Origin of the sequence: Nocardioides sp. (assembly GCF_036274455.1) — a bacterium.
GTDB lineage: Bacteria > Actinomycetota > Actinomycetes > Propionibacteriales > Nocardioidaceae > Nocardioides.
Genome location: NZ_DASUFR010000151.1, coordinates 1 through 12,024, shown reverse-complemented (window position 1 = coordinate 12,024; position 12,024 = coordinate 1). Strand labels below are relative to the sequence as shown.

Genomic DNA, 12,024 nt, shown 5'->3' with positions numbered 1-12,024 from the left:
ACGCCGGCGTCGGTCTTCGGGGTGCCCACGATGAACTCGCCGTTGACTCGGACGACTCCGCGACGGATCCGGACCACGCCCTCCTCGAGGTCGACGTCCTTGCGTCGCAGCTCCGTCAGCTCGCCGTACCGCATGGCACACCAGGCGGCCAGCAGCGCCATCACGCGGTACCGGTCCGGCAGCTCTTTGACGATGGTCTCGAGCTCGGCCAGCGTGGCCGGCTCCACCTTGTGTGCGCGCTGCACGTTGCCCGCTCCGCGGATGTGGCAGGGGTTCGCGATCAGCAAGCCGTCAGTGACCGCGGTGCCGAGGATCGTGCGCAGCAGCGAGTAGGCGTGCGAGCGCACGGTCGGCGTGCTTGGGTCGTAGCTGGCGTACCAGGTGCGCACCGACTCAGGGGTTATGCCCTGCAGCTCGGTGTTACCGAAGGCGGGGATGAGGTCACGGTTGAGGACGTAGCGGTAGTGCTCGCGCGTGGTCGGTTTCAGTGCGCGCTCGGCCCACCACGTCTCGGCGTACTCCCCCAGCGTCAGCGACTTGTCGCTGAGCTTCGCTCGGAGCTCGGGTGGCGTCCACTCGCCGAGCGCGATAAGGCGACTCTCGAGTGCCAACCAACCCTCAGCGTCGATCTTCGAGCCGAAGGTGGCTGGAGCGCTGTGGCGTTCCTGGTCCGGTCCGATGTACGAGGTCTGGTAGCGCCCGCTCGGTAGTCTTCGGAGGGTGCCAAAAGCGCGTCTGGTGGCCTTCCGTGGCATGGCTTCCTCCGAGCGATTGAGCCGTCTCGTGCACTCTGCGTGCATTAGTGGGGCTCACTTGTGCCCTTGCACGCCCTCTTATGTCCCCACGTGTTCAGCACATAACCGCAGGTCAGAGGCTATTTTGCCAGCGTAGGCCACCAATGGTCAGATCTCCACCGGGCGTCTTCAAACCCAGTATCGCCCACCGCTTTGATTCATCTCGGACGATCACATCGCTCGCGGATCGGGGAATCCAAGGCTGAGGTAACCCGGCGCGCGCTTGGCGAGGGCGGCGGCGAGCACCGGCATGTCGATGTCGTGATAGTCGTGGACCTCGGCGGTCTCCTTGCCCGGATGCGCGCGGAGGATACGTCCGGCGTACTGGACCAGTCGCCCCTTGAACGAGACGGGCCCGGCGAGGAACAGCGTGTCCAGCGCGGGGCAGTCGAAGCCTTCGCCGACGAAGTGACCTGTCGCGACCACGAGGAGTGGCGGACCGTCTTCGACCGGGATGAGGCGCTGCGTCGCCGCTGCCCGCTGCCGTGCGCCCATCCCGCCTTTCAGGACCACCGGCTCGAGACCACGCTCGGAGCGGCGACGCCGTAGTCGCCCACCGCGAGCAGCCGGTCGGCGGTCGCGCCGTACCGCCCGGCCTGGTCCAGGACGGCCATGAGTCGCGCCAGCCGCCGCATCGGCCTGACCTGGTCGCGTCCTGCCATCCCGTGCCCGCTCCCCGTGCTCGTCTCCGCGCCCGAGTATCGCCCATCGGCATTGATTCGGAGGTCGATCGCATCCTCAGCGCACCGACCGAGGAGACCCGATTTGCAAGCTACGCACACCACCCCGCCGCCAGGCCTGCCGCCGCTCTTCCTCGTGGCCTTCCGGGCGCACCCCGCCCGAACGTCGACCAGTTCGCGGGCCACCGCGAGCCGGCAGCCTCGCCCTGGCTGGGCCACGGGGACCAGCCAGGTGCGAGGTCTGCACTCCTCCCCCGGTCGAGTGACCCGGGGCGCGGACCGACCACCTCCGAGAAGCCGTCGACAGGCGGGCGACCAGAAGTGTCACCGATGTCTTGATACAGACCGTCACCGAAGTCCTGCGACATGACGAAGCCGGCCGTGAGACTTGACCAATGTTCGAATGTATGTTCGAATGTATGTTCGAATAGTCATTGACGCAGAGCACGCGGGACTCGACTTCCTTTGCTCCCGAGTCCGTCGTCCGGTGGGTGCGTCCCGGGCGGTACGACGACGGAGCGCCATGACCACCACCACGCCGGCCCATCCGGTGCTTGTCTGCGTCGACGCGATCGCCGCCCTGCTCAAGGACGTGACGGACGTGGACCCGGTGTTCATGCGCACCGAGGACAAGACGGCGGCGCTCGTCGGGCTCAGCACCGTCCTCAACCGGGCCGAGGAGCTGCGGCTGCGACTACTCGTGTCGGCCGACGACGTCGCGGAGCAGTCCGCAGACCGTGACGCGGCCGCGTGGCTGGCCCGGACGACCCTGGTCGGGCGCTCCGATGCCAGGCGGCTGCAGCGGCTGGGGCGGGCTCTGGATCAGCGCTGGACCCACGTACAGCGGGCCCTGCGCCAAGGCGAGGTCAATCTCGATCAGGCTGAGGCGGTCGTGGCGTCTCTCGACGCTCTGCCGGCCGAGGTCGACGCCGAGGTGCTCAGCCGTGCCGAGACCGAGCTGGTCGCCCAGGCCGCGCTGTTCGGCCCCAAAGAGCTCCGTGTGCTGGGACGCCGGGTCCTCCATGTCGTGGCGCCCGAGGTCGCTGACGAGTCCGAGCGCCGCGCGCTAGAGCGCGAGGAGGCGCACGCGTCATCGCTGACTCGGGTGACCAGCCGGAGCCGCGGCGACGGGGTCATTGACATCTTCCTGCGGGTCAGCGACGGAGTCGCCCGCCGGTTCTTCACCTACCTCGAGCCCTACGCGTCACCCCGCCGTCCGGACGGCACCGAGGCTGTCAACCCCGACGATCGACGCCCCTACCCCCAGCGCCTCGGCCATGCCTTCGCCGCGTTCCTGGAGGACGTCGACCCCAAACGGCTCCCGCTCCATGGCGGCAACGCGACCACTGTGGTGGTCACCATCGACCACGAGACCCTGCTGGAGCAGCTGGGCGACGCCGGCGTGGCCTGGATCGGCGACGAACCGATCAGCGCCTCCGAGGCCCGCAGGCTCGCCTGCAACGCCAACCTGCTACCCGTCGTCCTCGGCGGCGACTCGGTGCCGCTCGACCAGGCCCGGCTGACCCGCCTCTACAAGGGCACCCGCCGCGACACCCTCGCCGCCACCCAGCCCACCTGCCGAGCCGACGGCTGCGACATCCCCGCCGCCTGGTGCGACGCCCACCACGGCAACGGCCGCTGGGCCGACGGCGCCGGCACCAACCTCGCCGACGCCATCTTGCTGTGCCCCTTCCACCACCACCGAGCCCATGACCGCCGCTACGACCTCACTCGGCTACCCAACGGCCGTGTGCGGTTCAACCGGCGGACGTGAGAAGCCGAAGGGCGCCGGAGTGGGCTGTGGCTGATCGAGCTCAAGACCGAGGCCGGCAGCCACCGGGCCGACCAGCTGCCGGCGTACGTCGAGCTCGCCCGGCACCACTACCCGGCCCACGGGGTCGACCTGACCTACCTCACCGGCCCTCTCGGGGGGGACGGACTACGGCTCGACGTCGTCGTGCTTGCGCACGCTGGCGAGCTCCCAGCGTCCGTCGGGGAGCTTCCAGGCGTGCAGCCTGCGCGCCGACGGAGTATTGACCTGCAGGGCCAGCCGCCAGCAGACCGCACCGTCGTGAGCACGTTGTCGGGCCGGGTTGTCGCCACCCGGTCCTGAGCGCAGCCGGTGCATGTCGCGGCCCGGGCTGGTCTCCGCGATCCCGGTCAGGAGCTCCATCACCACGTCCGCCACCTTCTCTGTGGTGATGCCCTCGACCGTGTCGAGGCTGTCCAGGAACGCCTCGGTGACGACGTAGTCCGACAGCTCGCGGTCCGGCTGCTCGGCGACCGGGATCCGCCGGACCCACGCCGCCTCGACGAGGTGGCGGAACCCGCGCTCGCGGTCGGCGAAGACAGGCGCGGCGCTGGGCCGGATGGACGTGGCTCGGCGCAGTGCGAGGCGCGACTTCCGCAGCTCTGCCTCGAACCGGTTCGCGCGGCGCTCGGTGGCGCGCTTGAGCGACTCCAGCTGGTCGCGCTCGTACCTCATCGCCGCGACCTCGTCGCGCAGGTCGGCGAGCTCGAGCTCGAGGGCCCGGCTCCGCGCCTGGAGCTCTGTGACCTTCAGCGAGAGCCCCTGCACGGCCGCTCCAGAAGGTGGGACAGGTGCCGGTGCGGGCGCGGCTGAGCGCGCAGCGGGTTCGGTCTCCCCTGCCTGCCGACGTGCCAGGTCCGCCGGGCTGAACGCCGCTCGCGCGCCGTTGCGCGGCCCGGCCGGCGAAGGCGATGGGACGACCTCCTGGTGGGCGGGCGCCGGACTCGCGACGACGTCCGGCTCCGGTGGCTCGAAGACCGGCTCGGTCTCCACCGGAGGAAGCAGCCACGGTGGTCCGCCGGGATAGAGGCTGGCCGCGGGCATCGGCTCCTCGTCGATGTCGAGCAGGGTCAGCCACCACGGTGAGGTCCCGAGCACGCGCGCTGCGACCACCTCTCCGGGGGACAGCAACGTCCGGAGGTCAGAGGCGTCGAGGGTCACGTCGGCCCGGCCGAGCCTCACCGTCACCGAGGGGTGGAGCTTCGCGGTCGCGTCGTCGAGGTCGACCTCGACGACCTGGGCGAGGACGACGTCACCGGTGACGTAGCCCGCCAGGGCACTGGCCGGATCGAGCCGACTCTCGCGGATGTCGAACCAGCGGGTATCGACGTCCAGGACACCCGAGACGACCATGTCCGGCTGGAGCACACGCTCGATCGGCAGCTCCGGCTCGGCCAGCTGGGGTGGCACGACGCCCATGTCGAGGCCGCCACCGCCGAGGTCGACCCAGGCGCGCTCGTTGTCGGCCCGGCGGACCACGCCCTCGCGCCGCACCCGGCTCGGCGACGGCGCGCTGCCGCCCAGAAGCCCGGCGGCGGCAGCCATGTCCAGCCCGTCGTCGATCAGCCGCTGGGTGGTACGCCGGCCTTCCGCCCTCCCCCATGCGAACCGCAACGGCGACCTGGACAGGTCATCGACCCACTCGTGGCCGACCGGGTAGACGCGGCCGGCTCCGCCGTACACCTGCGTCCCCTCGCGCATGGCGTTCGAGAACGTCCAGGTGTGCGGGCCCGTGGCAACCACGTAGACGTCGACCAAGCCGTCGAGCTGGTCGGCGACCTCCTCGACGTCGATGTAGGGCTCGGGCTGGCCGGCGGCGATCGTGACGACCGCCGTCGGGCGGGTCCGCGCCGTGCCGTTGAGGAGCGAGGCGAGCTCGGCGGCGGACTCGTCGGAGTCGATGAGGGTGTGGCTGGCCATTGCGGGCGACGGTAACCAAGGCTGCCGACACAAATGCGCCCGACTCGGACGAGGGTCGGACCCGCGCGCGGCGCGCGCCGGAGACCCGTCGAGCGCACGTCAGGGCGAAACTGACACTGGACACCCACCGCACCCAGTGCCAACCTGATCGCCAATTACTTCATGGGGTCGCCGCGGCCGGCGAATCGGATCACCAGCGTGCCCTGGAGGTAGCCATGAGCGATTCGGCGCTCAGCGCCTCTGCCGCGGCCGGGCAGGGGGCGGTGGGCCGGGTATCGACAGCCGTCCTGGCGAGCAGCTTCCGGGACGCGCTCACCGGTCCGAAGCACGTCGGCAGCCCCGAGGTGGTCTGGACCGATGGCGGCTCCCAGATCGTCCTGCACGTCGGCAAGCTGCAGGTGCGGACCGTCGACAGCACCGTCGTGGTCGCTGTCGACACCGAGTCCGAGGAGTTCGGGGTCGCGCCGCTGATGACCCGGTTCGTCTTCGGCGCCGAGCGTGGTCCGGCCTCGCTGGTGGCGGCCACGGACGCGCGGGCACTCGGCCACCCGCAGGTCGCCGCGCGCTGGGGCGAGCTGTTCCGCGACGTCGTGTGGGCCGCGTTCGCGCGGCTCGTCGAGGTCGTGGGTGACGGCCGGACCCCGGTCGCCATCAGGGTCGGCTCGGACCAGCTCGAGATCGCCTTCGAGAAGCCGGTGTCCGTGGTCTCGCTGGCCACCACCCACCTCCAGGACCGGGTCGCCCGCGGGCTGCGCCCCGCCCTCAGAGAACGCCCCCACACCTGATCCCATGAGCATCGATCTCGGACTCCCCGACGAGCTCGATGCCCTCGCGCGCGCGGCCGGGATCGTCGACGGGTCGGGGTCGTTCGACCCGGACTGGCTGTCCGGGCCGCTGGCCCGCCTCACCGGGGCACTGCGGACCCCGGAGCAGCGGGCCGGTCTGGTCCAGTTCCTCGACCTCGCGCTCCCCCCGACGCCGGAGCCAGGCAGGCCGACGAGCGAGAAGTGGCACCCCCTGCTCGGCGACCAGGCGCAGGGCAACCTCTACCTGACCGTCGACGACAGCCCGGCGGGGCTGGTGCTCGGGCTGGCCGGCGACTTCCACACCCCGGAGGGCGCGGCGGTCCCGGCGTCCCTGCGGCTGCAGGCCGACGTGCTCAGGGCCGGCGCCGACATCGACCTGGTGGTCGGTACGCCGGCCGAGCCGGTCGTCGCCGAGCTCCGGGTCGAGACAGGGTGGGTGTACGACCCGCCCGACCGGCCGGTGGGGCTCGCGGCGCTGACCGCCCGCGCCACCCTGGTGCCCGACCCGGACGACCCACAGGTGTCGCTGCAGATCGTCCTGGAGGGGCTGAGCCTCACCGGGGAGCCGCCCGCCGACACCGTGATGGACGTCGCCGAGCTCGGCGAGCGGGCGCCCGACCTGCTGGCCGCGCTGCTGAAGATCGCGCTGGCCGAGGCGTCCGGTGACGCCGCGCTGACCCGGCTGGCCGACAACCTCCTGGCGCTGTTCGGGCTCGCGGACACCGACGCCATCCCGGCGTTCCCGTTCGCGGAGCTCGCCCAGGGCAGCGGTGCCGTCCAGCAGTGGCTCGCGGACGTGGTCGGGACGAGCGGCCCGGCCACGGCGGGCCCGTGGCTGGAGCACCTGGCCGGACTGTTCGGCACCGACGTCGCGACGCTCGGCACCGGCACGACGGACACCCCGTGGCGGGTGACGCTCCTCGACTTCGCCGGCGGCGAGGTGTTCGTGACCGCGGCGGTCGTCGACGGGCACCTCCGGATCGGTGCGGGCGTGAGCGTCGGAGGCCCGCTCGGCGGCGGCGCCCCGGACCTGCTGCTGACCGCCGACGCCCGGCTGGTCGACGTACCACTCGCCGGGGCCGGCGCACCGGTCCTGCTCCCCTCGGCCGAGCTGGTCGTCGTCGCCACGGGGGCCGGCGGGGGGCCGCTCGTGACCTCCACCCCGGTCGAGCTCGGGTCGCTGCGGGCCGGCCTCGCCTGGGACGGTTCGGCCCTCGCGCCCACCCTGGTGCTCCTCGGCAGCCGGCTCGACACCGACCCCTACCCGCGGCTCGACCTCACCAACGTCGACAGCGTGGAGGCCGCGCTCACCGACCTCGTCGTCGACGAGATCACCCAGGCGCTCGGCACCGGGGCCGGCCGCCGGCTGGCGGCCTTGGTCGGCCTGGTGGCGCCGGAGGACCCCGCCAACCCGGGCACTGACCTGCCCGGGTGGACCCACCAGCTCGACCTGACCAGGTTCGTGGTCAACCCCTCCGCCGCCATCGGCGCCTACCACCGCGGCGTGCTGGCCGACGCCGACAGCTGGCGGTTCCTGCTGCGCGAGGTGGCCGAGCTGGTCGGGCTCGGCGCCGTCAGCACCACCGCGGGCACGGCCGCCGACCCGTGGACGGTCACCGTCTCCGCGCTGGGCGGCGCCGAGCTCCAGATCGCCGCCTGGCACCAGCCGGCCGCCGCCGACCCGAGTGTCCACGAGCTGCGGATCGGGCTCCGGGTCACCGCCGACTCGGGCGACGCCCGGCTCTCCCTCGTCGGCGAGCTCCTCACCTTCGACCTGCCGGCGTCCGGCCCGGCCCGGGTCTCGCTGCTCGGGGCGCAGCAGCTGACGCTGCTGATCCAGCCCGTCGTCGACGCCGAGGTCGGTGCGGTCTCCCTCGGCCTGGACGCGGTCACCGCCGAGCTCGGCTGGCGCCCGGGCGGGCAGCTCGGCTGGCAGCTCCGCGCCGACACCCTCCACCTGGCGGTGGACACCGACGACCTGACCGTCGACGAGCTGCACCTGCCGCCCGCGGTCAGCTTCGACCTCGGCGACCTGCCCGGCTCGGCGGCCGCGCTCGGACTCAGCCTGGACGACCTGCTCGGCGTGGTCCGGCTGGTCGTGGTGCTGCTCGCCGAGCAGGCCGGGTCGGAGACCGAGCTCGCCGCCGCGCTGCTGGGGCTGCACCGCCACCTGCCGGGCCTGGACGCCGACAGCCCGCTCCTCGTCGACCCCGCCGACCCGGGCCTGGTCCTGCGCGACCCGCTGGGTGCGGTCGGCGCGTGGCTGCGCAGGCTCGTCGACCACGTCGGCAGCGAGGGCGAGGCGGCGTTCACCAGCCTGCTGCGCACCGTCGGCTCGCTGGGGTCGGACCTGCTGGCCGAGATCACCGGCGACGTGGTCGAGGCCGGCGAGGAACTGGTCGACGAGGCGGGGGTCGCGCTGGCCGGGCTCCTCGACGGCGCCGGCACCTTCGAGGACCCGTGGCGGATGGCCTGGCCGGGGGCCGGCCGGACGGGGCCGGACCTCGAGGTGTGGCTCGAGCCGGAGGGGCCGCCGGTCACCTGGCTCGACGGCCTCAGCACCCGGGCCGCCGCCGTGGCCGCCGTGGAGGACCTGGCCGTCCTCCTGCGCGACCTCGCGCAGTACGACATAGAGCTGCGCTCCCTCATCCGGGGGCTGAGCGTCGCCGACCTCGTCCAGCAACTGGTCTTCCTCGACGTGCACGTGCGCTCCGGCGACGGCGTCGTGCCCCGTGACTCGCAGGCGCCCGACGTCTTCGGCTGGGCGCACGGCGCCGAGGTGGACGCCGCCCACCACCTGCTCCCCACCCACCCGGAAGCGATCACCGACGTCCTGGCCCACGTCGAGGAGCTGCGTCACGGCGGACCCCGCACCGTGCTGCTGGTCGGGCCGGACTTCACCGACCGCACCGTCTGGGACGCGCTGCTCGCCTCCCCCGCCCGCCAGGGCCCCACCGACCCGAGCGCGCACTTCGACCTGCGCCGCCCCGGCATCGAGCCGACGACGATCTCGCTCGACGACGTGACCGCCGTCGCCGACTACTACACCGTCGAGCTCGCCCCCGGCGACCTCGACCACGGCGCGGCCCAGCTGGCCCACGTCGCCGACCGGCTGGCCGTCCTGCACCCCGGGCCGATCACCCTCGTGGCGCACTCGACCGCCGGCCTGGTCGCCCGCGCGTACGCCGCCGCGCACGCGGACCGGGTCGGCGGCCTGGTCACCCTCGGTACGCCGCACCTCGGCGCGCCGCTCCCGTTCCTGCGCGACCCCGACCTCGGCAACGCCGTCCGGCTGGCCGGCGTCCTGGCCCCGCACCTGCCGGCCTCCCCGGTGCGCGACGCCTTGTCGCACCTGCAGCTCGCGCTCGAGGGCTACCGGCCCGCACCGAGCCCGGGCGCCCTGGACGAGCCCGCTCCCTACCCCGAGGCGGCGTTCCTCCAGACCCCGCCGTTCGACCTCGGCGACGTCCCGGTCGTCGCGATCACCGGCGTGCTCAGCGACGACGTCGTGGCCGGCCTGGCCACCGCGGCCGGTGCCCGGGCCGAGGAGCTGGCCGGCCAGCCGCGCGCCGCGGTCACCCACCTGTCCTACGGGATGGCGATGCCGGTCTCGCTCGGCAACACGCCCGACGCGCCGACCGCCTCGGCGCGGGTCCGCCACGGGCTCGGCCAGGTCCCGCTCGTGGACGCACCGCCGGCCCCGCCCCGGCCCCAGCACCTCTTGCGGGTGGAGCTCGACCTGACCCGGGAGGACGGCTGGCTGGTCGGCGGCCCCGGCCTCGGCCACCCCGACGGGCGGCTGCGGGCGCTCCAGGTCGGGGTGACCGCGACCGCCGACGCCGCGGCGCCCGCGGGGGTCCGGGCCGTCCTCGACGCCAGGCTCGACCAGGCCGCATGGCACGGCACCACCGTGGCCACCGCGGGGCTGACCGACCCGAGGGCGACCCCGCTGGTCGGCGCCGGATTCGCCCAGGCGCTCGCGGGGAGCACGGGGCTCGACGACAGCCCGGACACCACCGCGACGACCGCGTTCGCCGACGCCCTCGACGCGCTCGGGCTGGTGGCCACCGACGCCGCGAGGGTGACCGGACTCTCGGCCGACGCCTTCGCGGCACTCCGCGCCGACCCGGTCGGCTGGCTCCACGCCCGGATCCCCACCGCCGTGGCGCGACCGGCCGGCTGGGCCGGTCTCGTGGCCGAGGGCGACGACGGCGCCTGGCGCTACCGACCGGCCGGCTCGCCGTACGGCCTGTTCCTGCGGCCCGACGGCCCGGTCTGGCACACCGGCATCGAGACCACCACCGACCTGGCCAGCCCGGTCTGGGTCGGCGCCGACGTCGACGTGGCCCTGCCTGCCTTCCACGCCGCGGCCGAGCTCGTCGCGCACCTCGGCGCGGTCGCGCTCCGCTACCGCACCGACACCGGCACCGTGACCCTGGACGTCGACCCGTTCGTGCACGACGTCCCGCTGCTGCCCACCCCCACGCCGCAGGAGCTGACGACCCACCTCGCCGACGCGCTGCCGGACATCCTCGCCACCGGCGTGCTGAGCACGGTCCTCGGCCAGCTCGCCCCCGGCCTGCACGTCTCCGCGCTCAGCACGCTCCTGCACGAGCCCGGCCGGTTCCTGGCCGACGCGCTCGGCAGCGCCGGGACCGGACTCGACCTCTCCCGGATCCAGGGGCTGCTCGACGCGCTCAACACCGGTCTGGCCATGCCCGCCGGCCCCGGGCTGCAGCTCCCGGGAGGGGTCTCGCTCACCGCCACCGCCGGGACCGCCCCCGGCTCGGTGTCGGTGGGCGCCACCACCACCGCACCGATCGGCGGCGTCCTCGAGCTCGCGGTCGCCGTCGAGATCGACTCGGCCCTCCACCCGAGCCCGGCGGGCAGCCTCACCCTCGCGACCCCGCTGAGCGGGTCGTGGCCCGACGTCGCCGTCACCTTCGGCGCCAGCGGCTCCGGGCTCAGCCTCGTGGTGACCCCGCAGGGCGTCCCGCCGATCACCATCCTCCCGACGTTCAGCGGCCTCGGCGCGCTGAGCGGGACGGCGGCGGCGCTGCTGCCGGCGGTGCTCGACCGGGCCCTGGACGAGGCGACCACCCCGCACCCCCCATGGCTCGAGCACGTGCTCACCGCGGCCGGCCACCTCGGCCTGTACGATGCCGTGGGCGGCTTCGCGGCCCACACCGCGGGCTTCCAGGCGATGCTGACCGGGGCGTGGTTCGACGGCATCACGCCGGCCGAGCGGGCCGGCTTCGCCCAGGCCGCCGTGGACCTGCTCAAGGTGGTCCCCGTCCTGACGAACGACCTCGACGCCCCGGGAGCGGGGCTGGTGCGGTGGTCGCTCGACCTGCCCGCGGGCCAGGGCACCCTGCAGGTGACCGGCGGCTGGGGCACCGACGGTCCGGTCGCCGGCCTCGCGATCGACCTGGCCCCGGCCGATGCGCCGGCGCTGATGTCGGCGAACGTCGAGGTGGGCGCCGCCGGTGTCGACCTGAGCTTGTCCGCGGGCGTGGACCTGAGCGGCATCGGGGTCACGCCCGTTCCCCGCTTCGTGCTCGACCTGGACACCGCGGGCGCGCTGCGGGCCAGGCTGCTGCCGCTGTCGTCGGAGGGCGGCGACGGCCCGCTGGTGGTCTCGCTGGCGCCGTCGGCCGGGGTCACCGCCGCGGCCGAGACCGCGCAGGCGCTGGTCGAGGGCTGGGCGGTCCCGCTGGCGACCCAGGTCGCGCTGGTCGCCGCCGACCCGGTCCTCGGCAACCCCCTGTGGGCCGGTGGGCCGACGCTGTCCGAGGCGCTGACCGGCGCCGGCATCCTGTCCGGGGGCGAGGTGGCGCACCCGCTGCCGGATGTCCTCTCGATGCTGACCGGGTTCGCGGTCGCCGCGGCCGACACGGTCGACGTACCGCTCGGCGACCTCAACCTCAGCCTCGCCACCGATGCCGGCCGGATCGGCCTCGGCCTCTCCGGCCAGCAGAAGATCCCCGTCGGCGACCTCGAGCTGGACGTGCTGT

General features: G+C 73.8%; 7 protein-coding genes. 3 read left to right on the top strand and 4 right to left on the bottom strand.

The features are described 5' to 3' along the window. From VFV89_RS14980 to VFV89_RS14970, 3 genes are all read right to left on the bottom strand, one after another. On the bottom strand, positions 1 to 611 hold a 611-nt coding region (locus VFV89_RS14980), incomplete at its 3' end, for a site-specific integrase (protein ID WP_329706755.1). Between the two features lie 354 nt (positions 612 to 965). Further along, positions 966 to 1,289, bottom strand: a complete 324-nt coding sequence (locus tag VFV89_RS14975) for a hypothetical protein (RefSeq protein ID WP_329706754.1) — start codon at positions 1,287 to 1,289, stop codon at positions 966 to 968. An 8-nt stretch (positions 1,290 to 1,297) separates the two neighbouring features. Beyond that, entirely contained in the window at positions 1,298 to 1,456 is a 159-nt protein-coding gene (locus VFV89_RS14970) for a hypothetical protein (RefSeq protein WP_329706753.1), read from the bottom strand. 541 nt (positions 1,457 to 1,997) lie between these two features. Between VFV89_RS14970 and VFV89_RS14965 the strand changes: the two genes are divergently transcribed. Beyond that, complete coding sequence (locus tag VFV89_RS14965) at positions 1,998 to 3,248, top strand: DUF222 domain-containing protein (protein WP_329706752.1); 1,251 nt, start codon at positions 1,998 to 2,000, stop codon at positions 3,246 to 3,248. Between the two features lie 165 nt (positions 3,249 to 3,413). Here VFV89_RS14965 and VFV89_RS14960 read toward each other — a convergent pair whose 3' ends face one another. After that, a complete protein-coding gene (locus tag VFV89_RS14960) occupies positions 3,414 to 5,204 on the bottom strand; it encodes a hypothetical protein (RefSeq protein ID WP_329706751.1) in 1,791 nt (596 codons plus the stop codon). A 215-nt stretch (positions 5,205 to 5,419) separates the two neighbouring features. Between VFV89_RS14960 and VFV89_RS14955 the strand changes: the two genes are divergently transcribed. Further along, the gene (locus VFV89_RS14955) at positions 5,420 to 5,989 is read left to right on the top strand and encodes a hypothetical protein (protein WP_329706750.1); all 570 of its coding nucleotides are present in this window, start codon (positions 5,420 to 5,422) and stop codon (positions 5,987 to 5,989) included. A 4-nt stretch (positions 5,990 to 5,993) separates the two neighbouring features. Beyond that, a partial coding sequence (locus tag VFV89_RS14950; RefSeq protein ID WP_329706749.1) for a hypothetical protein occupies positions 5,994 to 12,024 on the top strand: 6,031 nt, incomplete at its 3' end.

Bases quoted from the DNA above. Each gene is read 5' to 3' on its own strand.
- VFV89_RS14975 (WP_329706754.1), bottom strand. From the start codon at position 1,289: ATGGGCGCACGGCAGCGGGCAGCGGCGACGCAGCGCCTCATCCCGGTC.
- VFV89_RS14965 (WP_329706752.1), top strand. From the start codon at position 1,998: ATGACCACCACCACGCCGGCCCATCCGGTGCTTGTCTGCGTCGACGCG.
- VFV89_RS14955 (WP_329706750.1), top strand. From the start codon at position 5,420: ATGAGCGATTCGGCGCTCAGCGCCTCTGCCGCGGCCGGGCAGGGGGCG.
- VFV89_RS14970 (WP_329706753.1), bottom strand. From the start codon at position 1,456: ATGGCAGGACGCGACCAGGTCAGGCCGATGCGGCGGCTGGCGCGACTC.
- VFV89_RS14960 (WP_329706751.1), bottom strand. From the start codon at position 5,204: ATGGCCAGCCACACCCTCATCGACTCCGACGAGTCCGCCGCCGAGCTC.